Source organism: Xanthomonas sp. NCPPB 3174 (assembly GCF_056725205.1).
Map to the genome: position 1 here is coordinate 1044059 of NZ_CM161517.1, position 19331 is coordinate 1063389.

At 71.0% G+C, this 19331-nt stretch carries 20 protein-coding genes, 1 tRNA gene and 1 other RNA gene; 14 read left to right on the forward strand and 8 right to left on the reverse strand.

Annotated features, from left to right (window positions below):
* The first annotated feature begins 270 nt into the window (after window positions 1–270).
* On the forward strand, window positions 271–2142 hold the full coding sequence (locus AC1PK7_RS04715; protein WP_481100012.1) for a rhamnogalacturonan lyase B N-terminal domain-containing protein: 1872 nt from the start codon (window positions 271–273) through the stop codon (window positions 2140–2142).
* Between the two features lie 104 nt (window positions 2143–2246).
* Window positions 2247–2651, forward strand: a complete 405-nt coding sequence (locus AC1PK7_RS04720) for a DUF6165 family protein (RefSeq protein WP_481100013.1) — start codon at window positions 2247–2249, stop codon at window positions 2649–2651.
* 46 nt (window positions 2652–2697) lie between these two features.
* Here the strand turns inward: AC1PK7_RS04720 and AC1PK7_RS04725 are convergent, their stop codons facing one another.
* Together AC1PK7_RS04725 and AC1PK7_RS04730 are read right to left on the reverse strand one after the other, a co-directional pair.
* Window positions 2698–2952, reverse strand: a complete 255-nt coding sequence (locus AC1PK7_RS04725) for a DUF2798 domain-containing protein (RefSeq protein ID WP_481100014.1) — start codon at window positions 2950–2952, stop codon at window positions 2698–2700.
* 199 nt (window positions 2953–3151) lie between these two features.
* Window positions 3152–4201, reverse strand: a complete 1050-nt coding sequence (locus AC1PK7_RS04730; protein ID WP_481100836.1) for a glycosyltransferase family 9 protein — start codon at window positions 4199–4201, stop codon at window positions 3152–3154.
* A 20-nt stretch (window positions 4202–4221) separates the two neighbouring features.
* Here AC1PK7_RS04730 and AC1PK7_RS04735 point away from each other — a divergent pair, with 20 nt between their 5' ends.
* The 7 genes from AC1PK7_RS04735 to AC1PK7_RS04765 are packed head-to-tail and all read left to right on the forward strand — an operon-like array spanning window position 4222 to window position 8380.
* Window positions 4222–4971, forward strand: a complete 750-nt coding sequence (locus AC1PK7_RS04735) for a 3-deoxy-D-manno-octulosonic acid kinase (protein WP_017907817.1) — start codon at window positions 4222–4224, stop codon at window positions 4969–4971.
* The gene (locus AC1PK7_RS04740; protein WP_481100015.1) at window positions 4971–5729 is read left to right on the forward strand and encodes an MBL fold metallo-hydrolase; all 759 of its coding nucleotides are present in this window, start codon (window positions 4971–4973) and stop codon (window positions 5727–5729) included. The genes AC1PK7_RS04735 and AC1PK7_RS04740 overlap by 1 nt, the downstream gene beginning before the upstream one ends.
* Window positions 5726–6760: a GTP 3',8-cyclase MoaA gene (moaA, locus tag AC1PK7_RS04745; protein ID WP_481100016.1), complete on the forward strand. Its 1035-nt coding sequence runs from the start codon at window positions 5726–5728 to the stop codon at window positions 6758–6760. The genes AC1PK7_RS04740 and moaA overlap by 4 nt, the downstream gene beginning before the upstream one ends.
* 3 nt (window positions 6761–6763) lie before the next feature.
* Window positions 6764–7138 (forward strand): nuclear transport factor 2 family protein, encoded by a 375-nt coding sequence (locus AC1PK7_RS04750; protein ID WP_481100017.1) that lies wholly within the window; start codon window positions 6764–6766, stop codon window positions 7136–7138.
* Window positions 7139–7169: 31 nt separating this feature from the next.
* Window positions 7170–7688: a cyclic pyranopterin monophosphate synthase MoaC gene (moaC, locus tag AC1PK7_RS04755; protein ID WP_371181183.1), complete on the forward strand. Its 519-nt coding sequence runs from the start codon at window positions 7170–7172 to the stop codon at window positions 7686–7688.
* Complete coding sequence (locus AC1PK7_RS04760; RefSeq protein ID WP_481100018.1) at window positions 7685–7930, forward strand: MoaD/ThiS family protein; 246 nt, start codon at window positions 7685–7687, stop codon at window positions 7928–7930. The genes moaC and AC1PK7_RS04760 overlap by 4 nt, the downstream gene beginning before the upstream one ends.
* 3 nt (window positions 7931–7933) lie before the next feature.
* Window positions 7934–8380, forward strand: a complete 447-nt coding sequence (locus tag AC1PK7_RS04765) for a molybdenum cofactor biosynthesis protein MoaE (RefSeq protein WP_481100019.1) — start codon at window positions 7934–7936, stop codon at window positions 8378–8380.
* Between the two features lie 443 nt (window positions 8381–8823).
* On the opposite strand, the gene ffs is transcribed toward AC1PK7_RS04765, so the two are convergent.
* Together ffs and AC1PK7_RS04775 are read right to left on the reverse strand one after the other, a co-directional pair.
* An RNA gene (ffs, locus tag AC1PK7_RS04770) (signal recognition particle sRNA small type) lies at window positions 8824–8920 on the reverse strand.
* Window positions 8921–9180: 260 nt separating this feature from the next.
* Window positions 9181–9273, reverse strand: a tRNA-Ser gene (locus tag AC1PK7_RS04775).
* A 237-nt stretch (window positions 9274–9510) separates the two neighbouring features.
* Here AC1PK7_RS04775 and dnaX point away from each other — a divergent pair.
* The 4 genes from dnaX (at window position 9511) to AC1PK7_RS04795 (ending at window position 12953) form a co-directional block, all read left to right on the forward strand.
* Window positions 9511–11370 carry a DNA polymerase III subunit gamma/tau gene (gene dnaX, locus AC1PK7_RS04780; protein ID WP_481100020.1) on the forward strand — a complete coding sequence of 620 codons (1860 nt, stop codon included), beginning with the start codon at window positions 9511–9513 and terminating at the stop codon, window positions 11368–11370.
* 6 nt (window positions 11371–11376) lie between these two features.
* On the forward strand, window positions 11377–11697 hold the full coding sequence (locus tag AC1PK7_RS04785; protein WP_481100021.1) for a YbaB/EbfC family nucleoid-associated protein: 321 nt from the start codon (window positions 11377–11379) through the stop codon (window positions 11695–11697).
* Between the two features lie 218 nt (window positions 11698–11915).
* Window positions 11916–12530 carry a recombination mediator RecR gene (gene recR / locus AC1PK7_RS04790; RefSeq protein WP_019802203.1) on the forward strand — a complete coding sequence of 205 codons (615 nt, stop codon included), beginning with the start codon at window positions 11916–11918 and terminating at the stop codon, window positions 12528–12530.
* Window positions 12531–12605: 75 nt separating this feature from the next.
* Window positions 12606–12953 (forward strand): histidine triad nucleotide-binding protein, encoded by a 348-nt coding sequence (locus AC1PK7_RS04795; RefSeq protein ID WP_010342491.1) that lies wholly within the window; start codon window positions 12606–12608, stop codon window positions 12951–12953.
* An 84-nt stretch (window positions 12954–13037) separates the two neighbouring features.
* Here AC1PK7_RS04795 and AC1PK7_RS04800 read toward each other — a convergent pair whose 3' ends face one another.
* The 4 genes from AC1PK7_RS04800 to AC1PK7_RS04815 are packed head-to-tail and all read right to left on the reverse strand — an operon-like array spanning window position 13038 to window position 17410.
* Window positions 13038–13556: a Slp family lipoprotein gene (locus AC1PK7_RS04800; RefSeq protein WP_150410546.1), complete on the reverse strand. Its 519-nt coding sequence runs from the start codon at window positions 13554–13556 to the stop codon at window positions 13038–13040.
* On the reverse strand, window positions 13553–15502 hold the full coding sequence (locus AC1PK7_RS04805; protein WP_481100022.1) for a transglutaminase TgpA family protein: 1950 nt from the start codon (window positions 15500–15502) through the stop codon (window positions 13553–13555). Before AC1PK7_RS04805 ends, AC1PK7_RS04800 begins: the two co-directional genes overlap by 4 nt.
* Window positions 15495–16451, reverse strand: a complete 957-nt coding sequence (locus AC1PK7_RS04810; protein WP_041499967.1) for a DUF58 domain-containing protein — start codon at window positions 16449–16451, stop codon at window positions 15495–15497. Before AC1PK7_RS04810 ends, AC1PK7_RS04805 begins: the two co-directional genes overlap by 8 nt.
* 5 nt (window positions 16452–16456) lie before the next feature.
* The gene (locus AC1PK7_RS04815) at window positions 16457–17410 is read right to left on the reverse strand and encodes an AAA family ATPase (RefSeq protein ID WP_152243124.1); all 954 of its coding nucleotides are present in this window, start codon (window positions 17408–17410) and stop codon (window positions 16457–16459) included.
* Between the two features lie 36 nt (window positions 17411–17446).
* Between AC1PK7_RS04815 and AC1PK7_RS04820 the strand changes: the two genes are divergently transcribed.
* A complete protein-coding gene (locus AC1PK7_RS04820; protein WP_481100023.1) occupies window positions 17447–19291 on the forward strand; it encodes an ArnT family glycosyltransferase in 1845 nt (614 codons plus the stop codon).
* Window positions 19292–19331 lie beyond the last annotated feature (40 nt).

Genomic DNA, 19331 nt, shown 5'->3' on the forward strand with positions numbered 1-19331 from the left:
ATGCCTCAACGGTTCGTGCGCGGCGGTAAGCCAGCATGCTGGGCATCGGCCGCCCTGTCGTAGGCCAATCACCACAGCCCCTGCGCGTGGCGTGCCTCCCGTTGCGTTCGCCGCTTGGACCGATCCTGCCTCGCCACGGGTAATGCGACCGCCTGGCCCGCCGATGCGGTGCGTCGTCGGGCCTGGATGCCGTCGCGTCGCAGGCGCTCCCATTCTGCGCTGGACAAGCCCGTTCTCCCGGTTCATCCATCGTCCAGCGGTCGTGTTCGCATGCTGTCGCCCCCTGGTTTCGGCATTGGCGCAATGGACAGTCGGGTTGGCTTCGAGCGTGCGGGTCGACATGCCGACGCATGTCCCGGCGTCACCGCGGCGTTGCAGCGCGCACAGGCGATGAAAACGGCGAGCGCAGGCCGGCGCCCAGGATCGCGTCGGTGTTCCTCCTTCATCACGATGTGCATCCTGCTGTTTGCCGCGGTCGGCGCCACGGCCCAGCGCGGCGCTGCAGCGCCGCTGCCGCACGCCCCGGCGTCCGCGCGCGCGGCACGGTTCGGGCTCAGCGAACGCCCGGATGCCTATGTCGTCGACACCGGTGCGGGGTTGACCTTCGCCGTGCGGCGCATCGCCGGCCGCAGTGGATTGCAGAGCGCGGGCGGCCTGTGTTCGCTGCGCTGGAATGGCGTCGAGTACCAGGATCCGGCCAAGGACAGCCACGTCAACTCGGGTTTCGCCGGCCTCTACGCGGATGCCGGGCCGGTCGCCGTCGAGGCGCGACAGCTCGATGCCGACACGATCCGGGTGACGGTGCGCTCGGGCGATCTGGTCCACTATTACCTGGCCCGGCGCGGCGAGCCGCGCATCTACATGGCCGACCGCTTCGGCAGCGAACCGAAGCCCGGGTTGCTGCGCTTCGTCGTGCGCGTGCCCTGGGCGCTGCTCCCGCATGGCCCCGAACCCGCGAACCTGCACGGGACCGACCGGACCATCGAGGCGCACGATGTGTTCGCTCGCCCGGACGGGCAGACCCGCTCGAAGCACTACTCCAACATGCGGCTGCTCGACTGGCGCTACTTCGGCGCGACCGGTGCGCATGTCGGGATGTGGATGGTGCGCGACGACAACGAGGGCGGCTCCGGCGGCCCGTTCTACCGCAGTCTGCTGGACCAGGGCACCGTCGACCAGGAACTGACCTACATCGTCAATTACGGCGAAGGCCAGACCGAGCCGTTCCGCACCGGCGTCCTCGATGCCTATACGCTGGTCTTCACCGATGGTGCGCCGCCGGGGCCTGTCGATACCGGCTGGTTCGCCGGTGCGGGCCTGGACGGTTACGTGCCGCCGGCGGCGCGCGGCGCGGTGGCCGGTACGGCACGCGGCCTCGATCCCGCCTTTGCCTACACGGTGGGTTTCGCCTCGGCGCAGGCGCAGTACTGGACCGGCGTCGGCGCGGACGGGCGTTTCGAACGCAGCGGCATGCTGCCGGGCGTCTACCGGGTGACGCTCTACAAGAACGAACTGGCCGTCGCGCAGGGCGAGGCCACCGTGGCGGCAGGCCGTGCCGTGGCCACCGGGACGCTGCGCGCCGACGATCCGGACGCCGTGCCGGCGTTGTGGCGGATCGGGCGCTGGGACGGCTCGCCGCGCGAGTTCTTGAATGGCGACAAGGTGACGACCATGCACCCGTCGGACGTGCGCATGGCGAACTGGCGGACCGCGCCGTTCACGGTCGGCGCGTCGTCAGCGGCGCAGGACTTTCCTGCGTATCAATGGCAGGACGTGAACAACGCGCTGCACGTGCGCTTCGTGCTTGAGCGCCTGCCGGCGGCGCCGCCGACGTTGCGCATCGGCATCACCACCGCCGCGTTTCACGGGCGCCCGGTGCCCGCGATCGGCGGGTGGCAGGCGGCGGTTCCCACGGCGTCGCAGCAACCGACCTCGCGCACGCTGACGGTGGGCACCTATCGCGGCAACAACACCGTCTATCGCTTCGTCATCCCGTTGTCCGCGTTGAAGGTCGGGAGCAACGACCTGACGTTGCGCGTCGCCAGCGGTCAGCATGGGCAGGGTTTCCTCAGTCCGGGCGTTTCGTACGATGCGATCGATCTGATCCAGGACGCGCCGGCGGGCGTCGCTGCGGCGCGCTGACATCCGTGCTCCGCTCCAGGCGGGCGCGCCGCCACGACGCAGCGCCGACGCCGTCTTAAGGCAGAGCCGTTACACTGGCGCGACTTCTGTTTTTGGTGTCTGCCATGTCCGAAATCCTGGTGCCCGTGTCTTTTGGCGAATTGCTCGACAAGATCGCCATCCTGCAGATCAAGTCCGAGCGCATCGAGGATCCGGGCAAGCTGGCCAATGTGCACGCCGAACTGTCGGCGTTGGAAAAGACCTGGATGGCGCATCCGGCGGCCGGCGGCGACGTGGCGCGCCTGCGCGCGGAGCTGAAGGCGGTCAACGAGCGTCTGTGGGTGATCGAGGACGAGATCCGGATCAAGGAGAAGGCGCAGGCCTTCGACGAGGAGTTCATCAAGCTGGCGCGCAGCGTGTACTACGAAAACGACGAACGCGCGCGGCTCAAGAAGGAAATCAACCTGGCCCTGGGTTCCAGCTACGTGGAAGAGAAGTCCTACCAGGACTACCGCAACGCCTCGGCGTGAGGGCGTTGACCGGGAGGCGTTGCCGCCTCCCGGAACGCCGCGCTTCTCAGGCGCGCGCGACCACCAGGCCGGTCAGGCGCCGCACCAGCGGCAGGACCAGCAGCAGGGTGGGGAATGCGACCAGCCAGGACAGCGCCCAGGCGCCGAGCCAGAGCGCGCCGACACCGGGCGCCAGCCCGACGCTGCGCAGGGTGCTGATCATCGAGACGATGCAGGTCATCAGCACCGACAGCAGCAGCGGGGTCACCCAGGCGGCATGGCGCGGGGGCAGCTTGCGGGAAAACAGCGGGGAACGTGACATTGCGGACTCTCCGTAAGCCGGTCGATCGAAGGCGCCACCCGCCAGCGGCCTGCCAGGCCCGGGCGGGAAACAGCCCCGGACGGATCCGGCGCAGTTGGCGCGTTGATTGACGTAAACGCTTACGGCGGCTCCTGCAGGCCGGGTCGGCGGCAGGACGCGCGGCGATGGTAGAGCGATGCCCGCGCCGCCGCAACTGGCCTCAGCGGCCGTGGTCGTCGCGGTAGCGCTCGAATGCGGCGATCGCGTCGTCCACGCCGATCAGTTCCATCACCCCGTCGAATTCGATCTTGCTGCCCCACTTCAACTGCGCGGCTGGCTTGCCCAGGTATTTGCGCGCAGCCGCGTCGTACTTGTCCACGCAGTAGCGGATATCCGAATACGGGCCGCTGCGGCGCGGGTTGCTGGCCGCGTGCAGGCCCAGCACCTTGGTGCCCATGGCGTTGGCGATGTGCATGGGGCCGGAGTCGGGTGTCATCACCAATGCGGCGCGCTGCAGCAGCGCCGGCAGTTGCTTGAGCGTGTCGCGGCCGACCAGGTCCAGCACCGGCGTGCGCGCCGCGGCGACGATGGCGTCGGCGGTGCTGCGTTCCAGATCGCTGCGGCCGCCGCACAGCACCACCCGCCAGCCCTGAGTGGCCGCATGGTCGGCCACCGCGGCATAGCGCTCGGCATACCAGTTGCGGCGCTGGTGGCTGGAGCAGGGCGAGATCAGCAGCGCCGGACGGCCGTCGTCGGGCCATTGCGCGCGCGCCCAGGCGTGGGCGTCGTCGGGCACCGGCAGGTCCCAGCGCACCTCGGTCTGGCGCAGCCCCAGCGGCTCGCAGAAGCTGCCGATCGCCTCCAGCACGTGGATGCCGGGGCGGTCGGGGATGCGCTCGTTGACGAACAGGCCGTGCAGATCCTTGGAGCGGCTGCGGTCGTAGCCGATGCGCCGGCGCGCCGGCACGAACGCCGACAGCACGTTGGCGCGCAGCGCCACCTGCATCTGCAGCAGTGCGTCGAAGCCCTGCGCCGGCAGGGCGCGGCGCAAGGCGCGCATGCCGGCCACGCCGCTGCGCTTGTCGTAGGGGTGGAACACCACGCCCGGCAGGCCGTCCAGCAACCTGTGCCCGGCCTTGTCGATGATCCAGTGCAGTGCCGGCCCCTGCGGCCAGGCGCGCTGCAGGGTCCGCACCAGCGGCACCACGTGGGTCACGTCCCCCAGCGCCGACAGGCGCAACAGGCACAACGAAGGGAGCGTTGCCGGCATGGTGTTGTTAGACTCGCTGGATGGTTGCATTCGACGCCACCGAAGCGCTGACGCCGTACCGCGAGGGCCGCGGCTACGGGGCCATTCTGTTCGACCGCGAACGACTGCGGCAAGCCGAACCGGCGCTGTTCTCCGCCGCCGCCTGGGGCGAACGTGCGCGCCCGGTGGATGCCGGCGGCCGCGGTGGTGCCTGGTTCGTCGATGCGCCGTTCGGCAGTTGCGTGCTGCGCCAGTACCGCCGCGGCGGGCTGGTCGCCAAGCTGGTGCGCGACCGCTACCTGTGGACCGGCGCCGACCGCACCCGCAGCTTCGCCGAGTTCCGGCTGATGCGCGCGCTGATCGCGCGCAAGCTGCCGGTGCCGCGGCCGTTGGCGGCCTGCTATCTGCGCCAGGGGCTGCGCTATCGCGCGGCGATCCTGATGGAGCGGCTGGAGGGCGTACGCTCGCTGGCCGATCGCGCGCATCTGGCCGGCCGCGGCGCGCCGTGGGAGGAGGCGGGGCGGCTGATCGCACGCTTCCATCGCGCCGGTCTCGACCACGCCGACCTCAATGCGCAGAACATCCTGTTCGACGGCAACGGCCGCGGCTGGCTGATCGATTTCGACCGCGGCGTGCTGCGCATTCCCGCCACGCGCTGGCGCGAGCGCAACCTCAAGCGGCTGCGCCGTTCGCTGCTGAAGCTGCGCGGCGAACGCAGCGTCGATGCGGTGGAGAAGGACTACGCGCGCCTGCGTCGCGCCTACGATCTGGCCTGGGAGCGCGGCTGCTGATGACGGATTGGGCGCTGCGCTTCCAGGGCGTGGGCAATGCCTCGGCGGTGGCGCTGGGCTCGCCGATGGCCACCATCGAGCGCGATGGCCGGCCATGGCTGACCATCGACTGCGGCGGCGAGGGCCTGACCGCCTACCAGGCGCACTACGGCGCGATGCCGCAGGCGCTGTTCGTCACCCACGTGCATCTGGACCACGTCGCCGGCTTCGAGCGGCTGTTCGTGGACAGCTATTTCTCCGCGCGCCGCGGCAAGGTGCGGCTGTATGTGCCGGCCACGGTGGTGCCGCTGCTGCACCGCCGCGTGGCCGACTATCCGAACGTGCTGGCCGAGGGCGGCGCCAACTTCTGGGATGCGTTCCAGCTGATCGTGGTGGGCAATGCGTTCTGGCACGAGGGCGTGCGCCTGGAGGTGTTCCCGGTGCGTCACCACTGGCCGGAGACTGCCTACGGCCTGCGCCTGCAGGGCGCACTGGTGTGGAGCGGGGATACCCGGCCGATCCCGGAAATGCTGAACCGGTATGCCGACGACGGCGAACTGGTGGCCCACGACTGCGGTCTTCACGGCAACCCGTCGCATACTGGGGTCGACGACCTGGAGCGGGAATACCCCGCCGAGCTGCTGCAACGGACCATGCTCTACCACTACGCCAGCGACGACGATGCCGAGGCCCTGCGCGCACGCGGCCACCGCGTGGCGCGGCCGGGCGAGCGCGTGGCGCTGTCCGCCCCGCGCGCGCCGCAGGTCCCGGCGGGATGAACGCGCTGCCGCGCGCGCCGTTCGCGTCGGCGACGGCGGCGGACCGGCGCGGGCGGCCGTTGCGCGACCTGCGCCTGTCGGTGATCGAGGCCTGCAACTTCCGCTGCGGCTACTGCATGCCGGCCGACAAGGTGCCGGACGATTACGGCTTCGACGCCGCATCGCGGCTGTCGTTCGCGCAACTGGAGACGGTGGCGCGTGCCTTCGTCCGCAACGGCGTCAACAAGCTGCGCCTGACCGGTGGCGAACCGCTGCTGCGCCGCGATCTGCCGGAGCTGGTGCGGCGGCTGGCGCGCATTCCCGGCGTGGACGATCTGGCCATGACCACCAACGGCGCGCTGCTGGCGCGGCACGCCCAGGCCTTGCGCGAGGCCGGGCTGCGTCGGGTCACGGTCAGCCTGGATGCGATCGAGCCAGCGGTGTTCCGGCAACTTTCCGGCGGCCGCGGCGAGATCGCGCAGGTGCTGGAAGGCATCGACGCGGCAGTCGCGGCCGGGCTGGGGCCGGTCAAGCTCAACTGCGTGGTCCAGCGCGGCATCAACGACGACCAGGTGCTGCCCTTGCTGGCGCATTTTCGCGGCAGCGGCCACGTGCTGCGCTTCATCGAATACATGGACGTGGGCACCTGCAATGCCTGGCGTCGCGAGCGGGTGGTGCCGGCCGCCGAGTTGCGCGACCGCATCGCCGCGCGCTGGCCGCTGCAGGCGCTGGCGCCGCACTATGCCGGCGAGGTCGCCGCGCGCTACGCGTTCGCCGATGGCGGCGGCGAGATCGGCTTCGTCACTTCGGTCAGCGCGCCGTTCTGTGGCGACTGCCACCGCGCCCGGGTCTCGGCCGACGGCCATCTCTACACCTGCCTGTTCGCGGGAGAGGGCACCGACCTGCGGCCGGCGCTGGCCGGCGGCGAGGCGGCACTGGCCGAGCGCGTGCGTGCGCTGTGGGAGCGCCGCGACGACCGCTACAGCGAATTGCGTGGCGCGGCGCCGGCCACGCGCGGCAAGCACGTCGAAATGTTCCTGATCGGCGGTTGAGCGATGGACGCCGCAGTGCAACGTGCGCTGGTCGCGCTGGAGCTGGAATTGCTGGAGCCGGCAGTGCGCGCCTCGGCCGAGCGCGTGGCCGAACTGCTCGACGACGCCTTCGTCGAGTTCGGCGCCTCCGGTCGCCGCTTCGATAAGCTGGCGGTGCTGCAGGCGTTGGAGATGGAGTCTAGTGAATTCCGCTACCGCGCCTTCGACATCGACGCGCAACTGCTGGCCCCCGCGTTGGCGCAACTGCGCTATCGCAGCGAGCGCAGCGGCGGTGGCGAGCCGCCGCGGCAGGCGCTGCGCAGTTCGCTTTGGCAGTATCGCGACGGCCGATGGCGCATGCTGTTCCACCAGGGCACGCCGATCCCCGGCGGCGCCTGAAGATCGCGCCGTGGGAGCGGCAGCGCAGTCCATGACCAAGAAGACCTCCGCCACGTCCGCGCGCGCCGCCGCGCCGGCGCTGACCCACCTGGACCCGCAGGGGCTGCCGACCATGGTCGACGTCTCCGCCAAGACCGCCACCGCGCGCGTGGCGGTGGCCGAGGCGCAGGTGCGCTTTCCCGCGGCCGTGGCCGCGCAATTGCGCGCCGATGCGTTGCGCAGCGCCAAGGGCGGCATCGTCGACACCGCGGTGATCGCCGGCACGATGGCGGTCAAGCGCACCCACGAACTGATTCCGTTCTGCCATCCGCTGCCGATCGACGGCTGCCGCTTCGCCATCGACTGGCGCTCGCCGCAGGTGCTGGGCATCGAATGCACGGTGCGCACCGTGCACCGCACCGGCGTGGAGATGGAGGCGCTGACCGGTGCCAGCGTCGCTGCGCTGACCGTCTACGACATGTGCAAGGCGCTGACCCACGCGATGACCATCGGCCCGGTGCGGCTGGTCGGCAAGCGTGGCGGCAAGCGCGACGTCGGGAGCGTGGCATGAGCGCAGAGGTGAGCGTGCTGTACTTCGCCAGCCTGCGCGAGGCCGCGGGCCTGGAGCGCGAACAGGTGCACACCGATGCGCCGGACCTGCGCGCGCTGTATGCCGAACTCGATGCCCGCCATGGCTTGCGCTGGCCGCTGGATCGGTTGCGGGTGGCGGTGGACGGCGCCTTCGTCGGCTGGGACGAGGCGGTGCGCGACGGCAGCGAAGTGGTGTTCATCCCGCCGGTCTCGGGAGGCTGAGCCATGTCCACCGAACCGCGTTTCCGGCTGGACGACCACCCGCTCGACATCGCCACGCTGCGCGCCCCGCTGGCGCATGCCCAGGCCGGCGCCTACGCCAGCTTCGAAGGCTGGGTACGCGACCACAACGATGGCCGCGCGGTCGATGGCCTGCACTACGAGGCGTATGCCGCGCTGGCCGAGGCCGAGGGCCAACGCATCGTCGACGAGGCCCTGGCCCGCTTCGCCATCCTCGACCTGCGCTGCGTGCATCGCGTCGGCGAACTGGCGATCGGCGATCTGGCGGTGTGGGTCGGTGTGGTCGCCGCGCACCGTGGCGACGCGTTCGACGCCTGTCGTTACGTCATCGACGAGGTCAAGGCGCGCGTGCCGATCTGGAAGCGCGAACGCTATCGCGACGGCGATGCGGGGTGGTTGCATCCGGAGGCGCAGGCGTCGTCGCACGAATAGCGGCGTCCGCGATCGAGATCGAGGCTGATCATTCGTCGTCTTAGAAGGGTGGTAACCCCGCCGGCTGACCGCGCCGCGCCAAGCATATCCTGCCGCCGCAAAGATCTCTGTGCCGTCGCCACGGCCGGAACGAATGACAGGCCGGGATGGCTGTTGCTTTCTGCAGACGCAGTCTGCTGCTTGCGATCGAGGGCTGATCGTTCGTCGTAGAAGGGTAACCCCGCCGGCTGACCTCGGCGCCCGCGTCGATCGATATGCGCCGAAGTAGCGCCGCCGGTGCAGGGATGCCTGCGCCGTCGCCACGGCCGGTGCCAACGACTAGCCAGGGGCACGAAGCTAGCCGGGCGCGGTGTGTGCCGCAAGGACGCTCATGCTCGGTAGGGCACATCGCACAGGCGAGAATGTGTCCATGCGGCAGGCAGCGTTGCGGTAGGAGGGCGGTAACCCCGCCGGCTGACCTCGGCGCCCGCGTCGATCGATACCGTTGCTGCCTTCCGGCCCTGGCGGGGTTTTCGACCTAGCGTCGCGAGGGGCCGACGGGGCCACCATAGAGACGAAACCGCGCCAGTGGCGCGGTCTTTCCCTTTGAGTTCTTACGCCATGGGCGAAGCAACTCTGCGAGGGAAGCGCATTCGAATCTGGCGGAGAGAGGGGGATTCACTCGGCATCTTCGATGCCTCGCCCTGCGGGCGGCTTCGCCGTGCAGGTGGCTACGCCACCTGTCGAACCCGGGGGTTCTCACCCCCCCTCCCAGACGCCGGCGAAACTCACGCGACTGGGCCATCTCAACACTTTCAATCTGGCGGAGAGAGGGGGATTCGAACCCCCGAAGCGCGGTTTAGACGCTTACACACTTTCCAGGCGTGCTCCTTCAACCACTCGGACACCTCTCCGGGTCTTGCGCGGGCCATGCGGTCCGGGCAAGGGCGGGAATTCTAGCCGTCATGGCCGCCGTTCACAAGGCGAGCCGCCGCGGCCGCGCTGACCGGCGTCACCTTTGCCCCTGTTCATCGTCACAAGCGGCCCTACGCCGGAGGCGGCGCGCGTCGGGACGGCGGCTGACCGGGCGACTGAACGATCGCGGTGGCCCGGCGTGGCACAATGGTGGTTCAGATGAAGACGGTCGCCTGATGTCCTATCTCGTTCTCGCCCGCAAGTGGCGCCCCAAGCGTTTCGCCGAGCTGGTGGGGCAGGAGCATGTGGTCCGCGCGCTCACCAACGCGCTGGACAGCGGCCGGGTGCACCACGCGTTCCTGTTCACCGGTACCCGCGGCGTCGGCAAGACCACCATCGCGCGCATCTTCGCCAAGTCGCTGAACTGCGAGCAGGGCACCAGCGCCGACCCGTGCGGCCAGTGCGCGGCCTGCCTGGACATCGACGCCGGGCGCTACATCGACCTGCTGGAGATCGACGCCGCGTCCAACACCGGCGTGGACGACGTGCGCGAGGTGATCGAGAACGCGCAGTACATGCCCTCGCGCGGCAAGTTCAAGGTCTACCTGATCGACGAAGTGCACATGCTCTCCAAGGCGGCGTTCAACGCGCTGCTGAAGACCCTGGAAGAGCCGCCGGAGCACGTGAAGTTCCTGCTCGCCACCACCGACCCGCAGAAGCTGCCGGTGACGGTGCTGTCGCGCTGCCTGCAGTTCAACCTCAAGCGTCTGGACGAGGAGCAGATCCAGGGGCAGATGACCAAGATTCTGGCCGCCGAGCAGATCGAGGTGGATGCCTCGGCGATCGTGCAACTGGCCAAGGCCGCCGACGGCAGCCTGCGCGATGGCCTGTCGCTGCTCGACCAGGCCATCGCCTACGCCGGCGGCGCGCTGCGCGACGACGTGGTGCGAACGATGCTGGGCACGGTCGACCGCACCCAGGTCGGGGCGATGCTGGACGCGCTGGCCGATGCCGACGGGCAGCGGCTGCTGCAGGTGGTGGCCGGCCTGGCCGAGTTCTCGCCCGACTGGGGCGGGGTGCTGGAGGCGCTGGCCGAGGCCCTGCACCGCATCCAGGTGCGGCAGCTGGTGCCGGGCGCGGCTACGCCCGCGCTGGATGGCCTAGACCCGGCACCGCTGGCCGAGCGCCTGCGGCCGGAGATCGTGCAGCTGTGGTACCAGATGGCGCTGAACGGGCGCCGCGACCTGTACCTGGCGCCGAGCCCGCGCGCCGGGTTCGAGATGGCGCTGCTGCGCATGCTGGCGTTCCGTCCGATGGGCGCCGCGGCGCTGCCGGCCGGCAGTGCGACCGGTGCGGCGGCGCAAGGACACGGCACTGCGCCGGCCGCTGCGGCCAGTGCGCCTGCCGCGGCGACGGCACCGGCGGCGGTGGCTGCCGCCGCCCCGGGGACGGCTGCCGTTGCCGCGCCGGCGCCGGTTCCGGCTGCGCCCGTGGCGGCTGCGCCCATTGCGGCCCCGGCTCCAGTGGATCCGCCATGGGATCCACCGGCACCGCCAGCGGCGCGCCCCGTTCCGTCCGTGCCGGTCGCCGCGCCGGTGCCAGCGGTCGCGCCGGCCGCGGCCGCCGAGCCGGAAATGGCGATGGTGCCGCCGCTGGCGCCGCCGCCGCGCACCCACGCCGCCGTGTCCGATACGCCGCGCGCGCTGCACAGCGCCGAGGACTGGCTGGAGCTGGTCGCCGATTGCGGCCTGAACGGCCCCTCGCGGCAGCTTGCCGCCAATGCCGCCTTCGTCAGCCATGCCGATGGCGTGTTGCGCCTGTCGCTGTCGCCGGGCTTCGAATACCTGCAGTCCGAGCGCTCGCTCGGCGAACTGGCTGCGGCCCTGGCCGATGCGCTGGGCCAGCGGCCGAAGATCGTCATCGAAAGCGGCATCGCGGTCGATGCCGAAACCCTGCATGAGCGCTCGCACCGGCAACGCGGCGAGCGCCAGAACGCCGCCGAGGCCGCGTTCATGAACGACCCGGCGGTGCAGGCGCTGATCCAGCAGCAAGGCGCGCGGGTCGTCCCCGATTCCATCCGTCCCTACGATGAGTGAACCACGATGCGCGGCAATATCGCCCAACTGATGCAACAGGCGCAGAAGATGCAGGAAAACCTGCAGCGCGCCCAGGAAGAACTGGCCAAGCTGGAAGTCACCGGCAGCGCCGGCGGCGGCATGGTCAACGTGACCCTGACCGGCGCCAAGGAGTGCCGCAAGGTGCGGATCGATCCGAGCATCCTGGCCGACCAGGAAATGGCCGAGGACCTGATCGCCGCCGCCTTCAACGATGCGTGCAACAAGATCGATGCCGAATCCAAGGCGCGCATGGGCGCGGCCACCGCCGGCATGCCGATCCCCCCGGGCATGAAGCTGCCGTTCTGAGTTGCCGGGATTCGGGATTCGGGAGTGGGGATTTGCGGTTTCTCGCGAGCGTGTTGCCTCTCCTGCTTAGGTGAATTTCCCGCGTAGGAGCGGCTTCAGCCGCGAGGGGCATTACCGGTAAAGCTCCTCGCGGCTGAAGCCGCTCCTACGACAACATCGCGTGACCGCGATGTTTCTTTTACGAATCCCCAATCCCCACTCCCGAATCCCCAACCTCAATGAGCTCGCCGCTGCTCGAACAACTGATCGATGCGTTCCGCGTGTTGCCTGGCGTCGGCCAGAAGACCGCGCAGCGCATGGCCTACCACGTGCTCGAGCGCGAGCGCGAAGGCGGGCAGCGGCTGGCCGAGCGGTTGCACGAGGCGATCGAGCGTATCGGCCATTGCGCGCAGTGCCGCGATTTCAGCGAAACCGAGGTCTGCGCGATCTGCGCCAGTCCCGCCCGCGATCGTCAGCAGCTGTGCGCGGTGGAATCGCCGGCCGACCGGCTGGCGATCGAGCATGCCACCGGCTACCGCGGCCTGTACTTCATCCTGCAGGGCCGGCTGTCGCCGCTGGACGGGATCGGCCCGCGCGAGCTGGGCCTGGACCGGCTCGGCGCGCGGCTCGCGCAGGGCGAGGTAGCCGAGCTGATCATCGCCACCAACTCCACGGTCGAGGGCGAGGCCACCGCGCATTACCTGGCGCAACTGGCGCGCCAGCACGGCGTGCGGCCGAGCCGGCTGGCGCAGGGCCTGCCGCTCGGCGGCGAGCTGGAGTACGTGGATCGCGGCACGCTGTCGCACGCCTTCGGCAGCCGCAGCGAAGTGCCGCGCGCCGGCGCCGGCGAGTAAGCGCCGCACGCGGCTGCGGCGCGACGCCGAATTGGGCTATAACGGCGGCCCCTTCTTTCGTTCCGGGCGCGCTTCATGGACACCATCTTCGGCAAGATCATCCGTCGCGAAATTCCGGCCAGCATCGTCTACGAGGACGATGCCGTGCTCGGCTTCAAGGACATCGCGCCGCAGGCGCCCGTGCATGTGCTCTTCATCCCCAAGCAGGTGGAGATTCCGACCCTGGACGACCTGGCGCCGGAGCAGGCGACCCTGGTCGGCCGGCTGGTGCTGGCTGCGGCCAGCTATGCGCGCGAGCAGGGCCTGGCCCAGGACGGCTATCGGGTGGTGATCAACTGCCGCGAGCACGCCGGGCAGACCGTGTTCCATCTGCACCTGCATCTGCTCGCCGGCGCGCCGCTGGGACGCTTCGGCACGCCCTGAGTCGCGCGGCCGGCGCCAACCGGCAGGTATAAAAAAACGCCGCTGGGATCAGCGGCGTTTTTCGTTGCGGCAGAAACGCAGGGCTTACCACCAGCCCCAGCGCGGGCCCCACGGACCCCACGGGCCGCCCCAGGGGCCGTACGGGTAGGCGGGCACCACTTCGACCTGGCGCACCACCGGCCACAGGTAGACCACGTCCGCGTCCATCTTCGGCAGGCGGTAGTCGTAGTCGCCGATGCGGGTGTTGTCGTAGCCGGACACGTGGCCGATGAAGGTCACCTCGCGGCCGGGCTCGAACACCGCCGGATCGTAGAAGCCGGCGCGGCAGGCGATGAAGCGGCCATCGCTGGCGTCGGCGGCATCGCTGTCCGGGCGGCCGCTGGCATTGAGCGGACGCGACAGCATCTGGAAGCAGGTCTGGCCCTGGCCGGGCGTGGTCTTGATGATCTTGCCGCCCCAGCGCACCGGCGCGCCGGCCTGCTGGCCGGCGACCGAGTCGCGCGGGCTGACGGGCGCGAACTGGCCCTGCAGCGGCTTGGGGGCGGTGGCGCAGGCGCCGAGCGCCAACGCAGCGATCACGGGGAACAGCAGGCGAATCTTCATCGGGATGCTCCAGTGGGCGGACGGTGCCTGCGCAGGTCGCGCAACAATGAAGCGCTGTCCGAATCAGCGCCAGCGTAGCGCGCATCGGCGAAACGCCGGCTGAGCGGAATCAGGCTCGCATCGCCGGTTTCCCGCTCTACGCGCGCTGCCCAGGTCAGTGCCGGTTCGTGCGGGTCGCGGCCCAGCCCGCGCCGGGCGTAGCGCCGGCCCAGCGCCCGCCAGGCCCGCAGCAGCGGATCGCGTTCGCGCTCGCCGCGGGCCAGCCACCAGGCCATCGCACCCAGCAGCACCGCGGCGAATCCGGCGAACAGCGCCACCAGTTGCCCGGGTTCCAACCGGGCGATGCCGAACTGGCTGAGCAGGCGCTGCTGGCGGCTGGCATCGAAGGACAGCACCAGGTCGTTCCAGCCGCGCCGCGCCCAGTCGGCGAGGTCGCGCCAGCGCCAGTCGCCGGCGCCGCCCTGCGCGCCGGCGCCGCCATCGAGCCGGTCCTCCAGGGTGTCGTAGATGCGTTCCGGCGCCACCGCCGCGGTCGGGTCCACCCGCACCCAGCCGCGTCGCGGCAGCCACACCTCGGCCCAGGCGTGCGCATCCATCCGCCGCACCACCCAGTAGTCGCCGAACGGATTGCGGGTGCCGCCGGCATAGCCGGTGACCACGCGTGCGGGAATGCCGGCGCCGCGCATCAGCACCACGAACGCCGAACTGAAGTGCTGGCAGAACCCGGCTTTCTGCTGGAACAGGAACTCGTCCACGCCGTCGCGGCCGGGTGGCGGCGTCTCAAGGGTGTAGGCGAAGTCGCGGCGGATCCATTGCAGGGCGCGGGCGACGATCGCCGCATCGTCGGCACCGGCCTGCTGCCGCCACTGCCGGGCCAGCGCCAGGGTGCGCGGGTTGTAGCCCGGCGGCAGCGCCAGCGCGCGCTGTCGTTGCGCCGGCGCGAGATCGGGCTCGACCCGCTGCGGCAGTGCCGAACGCAGCCGCCAGCGGGTCAGGGCGCTGAGCGGGCGCTCGGTCTGCAGCACGGCGTCGGCCGTCAGCCGGGTGCCGGACGGCGCCTGCCGCGGCAGGTCCAGGGCGACCAATTGCCGGCGGTCGGTCGGTTCCACCTCGAGCTGGTAGTCCCAGCCGCCGGGTGCGAGCTGGATCGGCGGTGCCGGTGCGAAGGCGTTGTCGCGCGGCGCACGCCAGGTCTGGCCGTCGAAGTCCCACAGCACCGGCCCGCGCCAGTAGCGCTGCGCCGGCGCCGGCACCGGGCCGAAGAACTGCACGCGCAACGCCGGGGTGTCGTCGGCCAACAGGTCCAGCCACTGCCCCGGACTCATCGTGTCCGACAGGCCGGGTCGGCCCAGCGCACGTTCCGGCACGCCCCACAGCGGCGAACCCAGGCGCGGGAACAGCCAGAACGCGGCCAGCGCCAGCGGCAGGCCCAGCGCCAGCAGGCGGCCGACGCCGCGCAGTTGCCCGCGCAACGGACGACGCGCGCTGTGGCCTTCCTGGTCGGCCAGGCGCTGCATGCACAGCAGCGCCGCGATCACCGCGGCCAGCCCCAGCGCCATCGTCACCGGCCCCTGGTCGAGCAGGAAGGCGGCGAACGGGGCGAACAGGGCGAAGCCGAGCAGGCTGCGCGCATCGCGCAGGCTCTTCAGTTCCGAGGGCTTGATCGCCAGCATCGCCGCCAGCAGTGCGCAGCCGGTGTCGCGGCCGAAGCGCAGGCCGACCTGCCAGTACAGCGCCGCGAGCATGACCGCGACCAGGACCAGGCGCAGCAGCGCCGGCAGCGGCCGCCACGCCGAACTGGCGCCGATCAGCAGGGCGGACAGCGCGATCAGCCAGGCCAGGGTGCCGGGCAATTGCAGCAGCAGCGGCAGCAAGGCCAGCAGCGCCGCGCCCAGCGCCCAGGCGCGGCTGGCGGCATGCAGCGTCGGCGAGCGTGGCTCAGCCATGCGGCAGCAGCGCCAGTGCGCGCAGGCACAGATGCCGGTGCTGCGGCCCGCGGCCCGGCCCCAGCGCCGGCTGCCCCGGTAGTAGCAGGCGGTAGCGGCGGCCGTCGCGCTCGGCTTCCTCGACCCAGCGCGCCAGCCGCGCGATGCGGCGTTCGTGCGGCAACGCCGGCAGCGTGCGCCAGTCCAGTACCACGTCCACCCCGATCGGACGTTCGTACTCGCGCACCAGCAGGGTGTCGCGGCGCGCCGAGTGCTTCCACGCGATCGCCCGCGGTGCGTCGCCGGCCCGATACGGGCGCAGCTGGTGCAGCTCTTCGCCCAGTGCGTGCAGGCGGGTCTGGGTCGGGGTGCCGGCGCCTGCAGGCAGCGGCGGGCCGTCGGCTTCCGGTTGCGGATAGACCAGCAGTGGGGTGTCCGGCCAGAACCAGGCCCAGGCGCGCAGCAGGCCCAGCGGCTGGGTGGTGGAGACCTGGATGCGTTGCAGGTCGAGCCAGCCGCGGCGCTCGGTGGGCACCTCCAGGTCGGCCTCGTTGCGATCGTCGCGGTGCAGGTCGAGGTAGGTGTGCGCGGCGCCGTGGCGCACGCGCAGGCCGCGCCGGCGGCGGCCGTCGGCGGTGGCCAATGCCAGCCGCAGGCGCAGCGGTTGCCCGGCCGCGACCGGCTCTGCCGACAGCGCCTCCAGGCGCAGTCCGGACAACTGCAGGTGGGCGACGATGGCGCTGGCCATCGCCGCCGCGCCGAGCAGCATCGCCAGCAGCAGCGCCGGGTTGTTGTTGTAGTTCAGCGCGCCGAGCAGCATCGCCGCCAGCAGCAGCGCCAGGAAGCCGCCGAACGGCGTGGGCAGGATGTAGATGCGGCGCCGGTCCAGATGCACCGGCAGCGCTTCCGGCGCGCGCGGCGCGGCCAACTGCGCCAGTCGCTGTCGCCAGTCGCGCCGCCCGCCCGGCATCGGTGTCAGTCCACCGCGACGCTGTGCAGGATCGCCTTGGCCAGGGCCTGGCCGGACGCCGATTCCTGTTCGGCCACCAGGCGATGCTCGGCCACGGCCACGAACAGCGCCTGCACGTCCTCCGGCAGCACATGGCCGCGGCCGAGCAGCAGCGCATGCGCCTTGGCCGCGCGCAGCAGGGCGATGCCGGCGCGCGGCGACAGACCCACGCGCACGCCCGGATGCTGGCGGCTGCGCGCCAGCAGCGCCTGCACGTAGCCGACCAGCGCCTCGCTGGCATGGATCTGCTCCACGCCCTGGCGCAGGGTCGCCATGTCGGCCTCGCCGAGCAGCGGCTGCGCCTGCGCGATCAGGTCGCGGCGGTCGCTGCCGCTGAGCAGCGCGCGTTCGGCCTCGGCGTTGGGATAGCCCAGCGCCAGCCGCAGCAGGAAGCGGTCCAGTTGCGAGTCGGGCAGGGGGAAGGTGCCCGACAGGTCCACCGGGTTCTGCGTGGCGATCACGAAGAACGGCGAGGGCAGCGGATGGGTGGTGCCGTCGAGGGTGACCTGCTGTTCGGCCATCGCTTCCAGCAGCGCGCTCTGCGTGCGCGGCGGCGCGCGGTTGATCTCGTCGGCGAGCAGCACGTGGGTGAACACCGGGCCGGGATGGAACTGGAACTGGCGCGACTGCGCGTCGTACACCGACACGCCGAGCACATCGGCCGGCAACAGATCGGAGGTGAACTGCACGCGCTGGAAGCCCAGTCCCAGGCTCGCGGCCAGCGCATGCGCCAGCGTGGTCTTGCCCAGGCCGGGCAGGTCCTCGATCAGCAGATGTCCGCCGGACAGCAGGGCGACAAACGCCATGCGCACCTGTTGCGGCTTGCCCAGGACCAGCGCGTTGACCTGCTGCTGGGCACGCGTGAGCGCCTCGCGCAACGTATCGGTTAGCATTTCCGGCAAGCGGAGCGGAGTAGGCATCGCAGTCTCGCAACGGTTTCAGGGAGTTTACGGGCAATGCAAGGGGAACAACGTGCACGCAGCGTCTTCATCGTGCTGTGGACGCTCGTCACTGCCGCCAAACTGCTGGTCGCCGCGCGCCTGCCGTTGTTCGTGGACGAGGCATTCTATTGGCAGGAAGGCCAGCACCTGGCGCTGGCCTACTCGGACCTGCCCGGGCTGACCGCGTGGCTGGCGCGGCTGGGCGTGGCGCTCGGCGGCGACCACCTGTTGGCGCTGCGCGCGCCGTTCCTGCTGCTGGGCGCGGCCGTGCCGTGGCTGATCGCACGCATCGCCACGCGCTGGTTCGGCGCAGTGGCGGGCTGGCGCGCCGGCAGCCTGGCCTTGCTGATGCCGCTGTCCGGCACCCTGGGCATCCTGGCGCTGCCGGACGTGCCGATGGCGCTGGCGACGATCCTGTGCATCGACGCCACCGCGCGGCTGCTGCGCCAGACCGAGGCGCTGAGCGCGGTGGAGCTGGCGCTGGGCCTGGTCATCGGCGCGCTGAGCCATTACCGCTTCGTCGGCGTGATCGGCGTCGGCGCGATCGCGCTGCTGCTGATCCCGCAGGGCCGGCGCATGCTGCGCGATCCGCAGGTGTGGGTCGCGCTGGCGCTGGGCATGGTCGCCTGGCTGCCGCTGCTGGCCTGGAACGCGGACAACGGCGAGGCCGGTCTCAAGTTCCAGTTGGTCGACCGCCACCCCTGGAGTTTCCAGCCCGCCGGCATCGCCTTCCTGCTGATCCAGTTGCTGCTGGTCACGCCGCTGCTGGCGGTGGCGATGACCAAGGTGGCGCTGATGGCCACGCGCGGCGGCAGCAGCGGCACGCGCGTGCAGTGGCGGTATTTCGGCCTGCTCGGCGGCGTGTCCACGCTGGGCATCTTCCTGCTCGGGTTCTTCACCGACGCCGAGCGGGTCAGCTTCCACTGGCCACTGCCTGGCTATCTGGCGCTGCTGATCGCCACGCCGGTGATCCTCAACGGCTGGAGCAAGCCGCTGCGCCGCGCCACCTGGCTGCTGGCCGGGCTGGGCCTGGTCGGTGCGTTCGGCTACTACCTGGCGGTGTCGGTGCCGGCGGTGCGCGAGCACACCGCCGGCGACAAGTACTACCCGCGCAACTTCGCTGGCTGGCGGCCGCTGGCCAGCGCGGTGCGGCGCGAACTGGCGGGCATGCCGCCCGGCACCAAGGTACTGGCGGACAACTTCAAGGTCGGTGCCGAACTCGGCTTCGAACTGCGCGACCCGAACATCCAGGTGTTGCCGCATCCGTTGAACGACAAGCACGGGCGCAGCGCGCAACTGCAGCAGTGGGGACTGCTCAGCGATGGCCACCGCGACGGTCCGCGCCTGCTGGTGCTCTCGCCCAGCGACATGAAGTACCGGCTGCTGCTGCAGCGCTACCACGCGGTGTGCGACCTGGTCGGCCCGCTGCCGCCGCCGCGGGTGGTGTCCAGCGACCACGGCAGCCAGCGTTTCCTGCTGTTTGCGCTGCCGGCGCAGCGTGCGAGCGGGCCCTGCACCACGCCGGCGATGGCCTGGTTCAACACCCCGGACGTGGACGCCAGCGTCGGCCGCCGCTTCGACGTGTCCGGCTGGGCGTTCAAGGACGGGGTGGGGATCGACCGGATCGAGGTGCTGCTCGACGGCAAGGTCGCGGCGCAGGCGCACTACGGCGACGTCTACGACGTGACCAGGTTCTGGAAGATCTCCACCGATCCCCACCATCCGCACATCGGCTTCCGCGCCACCGTCGATGCCAGCGGCCTGGCACCGGGCACGCACTGGCTGGGCCTGCGCCTGCATGGCCGCGACGGCAGTGTCGAGGACTGGTGGGAACAACCGATCGTGCTGCGCCCGCACTGAGCTAGGATGGCGCGCCTTTCCGCCGCCGCGCAGGACCGCA

What these genes read in the sequence shown, in the direction of transcription:
- AC1PK7_RS04715 (WP_481100012.1), top strand. Translation starts at nt 271, where the DNA reads ATGCTGTCGCCCCCTGGTTTCGGCATTGGCGCAATGGACAGTCGGGTT.
- AC1PK7_RS04720 (WP_481100013.1), top strand. Translation starts at nt 2,247, where the DNA reads ATGTCCGAAATCCTGGTGCCCGTGTCTTTTGGCGAATTGCTCGACAAG.
- AC1PK7_RS04725 (WP_481100014.1), bottom strand. Translation starts at nt 2,952, where the DNA reads ATGTCACGTTCCCCGCTGTTTTCCCGCAAGCTGCCCCCGCGCCATGCC.
- AC1PK7_RS04730 (WP_481100836.1), bottom strand. Translation starts at nt 4,201, where the DNA reads ATGCCGGCAACGCTCCCTTCGTTGTGCCTGTTGCGCCTGTCGGCGCTG.
- AC1PK7_RS04735 (WP_017907817.1), top strand. Translation starts at nt 4,222, where the DNA reads ATGGTTGCATTCGACGCCACCGAAGCGCTGACGCCGTACCGCGAGGGC.
- AC1PK7_RS04740 (WP_481100015.1), top strand. Translation starts at nt 4,971, where the DNA reads ATGACGGATTGGGCGCTGCGCTTCCAGGGCGTGGGCAATGCCTCGGCG.
- moaA (WP_481100016.1), top strand. Translation starts at nt 5,726, where the DNA reads ATGAACGCGCTGCCGCGCGCGCCGTTCGCGTCGGCGACGGCGGCGGAC.
- AC1PK7_RS04750 (WP_481100017.1), top strand. Translation starts at nt 6,764, where the DNA reads ATGGACGCCGCAGTGCAACGTGCGCTGGTCGCGCTGGAGCTGGAATTG.
- moaC (WP_371181183.1), top strand. Translation starts at nt 7,170, where the DNA reads ATGACCAAGAAGACCTCCGCCACGTCCGCGCGCGCCGCCGCGCCGGCG.
- AC1PK7_RS04760 (WP_481100018.1), top strand. Translation starts at nt 7,685, where the DNA reads ATGAGCGCAGAGGTGAGCGTGCTGTACTTCGCCAGCCTGCGCGAGGCC.
- AC1PK7_RS04765 (WP_481100019.1), top strand. Translation starts at nt 7,934, where the DNA reads ATGTCCACCGAACCGCGTTTCCGGCTGGACGACCACCCGCTCGACATC.
- dnaX (WP_481100020.1), top strand. Translation starts at nt 9,511, where the DNA reads ATGTCCTATCTCGTTCTCGCCCGCAAGTGGCGCCCCAAGCGTTTCGCC.
- AC1PK7_RS04785 (WP_481100021.1), top strand. Translation starts at nt 11,377, where the DNA reads ATGCGCGGCAATATCGCCCAACTGATGCAACAGGCGCAGAAGATGCAG.
- recR (WP_019802203.1), top strand. Translation starts at nt 11,916, where the DNA reads ATGAGCTCGCCGCTGCTCGAACAACTGATCGATGCGTTCCGCGTGTTG.
- AC1PK7_RS04795 (WP_010342491.1), top strand. Translation starts at nt 12,606, where the DNA reads ATGGACACCATCTTCGGCAAGATCATCCGTCGCGAAATTCCGGCCAGC.
- AC1PK7_RS04800 (WP_150410546.1), bottom strand. Translation starts at nt 13,556, where the DNA reads ATGAAGATTCGCCTGCTGTTCCCCGTGATCGCTGCGTTGGCGCTCGGC.
- AC1PK7_RS04805 (WP_481100022.1), bottom strand. Translation starts at nt 15,502, where the DNA reads ATGGCTGAGCCACGCTCGCCGACGCTGCATGCCGCCAGCCGCGCCTGG.
- AC1PK7_RS04810 (WP_041499967.1), bottom strand. Translation starts at nt 16,451, where the DNA reads ATGCCGGGCGGGCGGCGCGACTGGCGACAGCGACTGGCGCAGTTGGCC.
- AC1PK7_RS04815 (WP_152243124.1), bottom strand. Translation starts at nt 17,410, where the DNA reads ATGCCTACTCCGCTCCGCTTGCCGGAAATGCTAACCGATACGTTGCGC.
- AC1PK7_RS04820 (WP_481100023.1), top strand. Translation starts at nt 17,447, where the DNA reads ATGCAAGGGGAACAACGTGCACGCAGCGTCTTCATCGTGCTGTGGACG.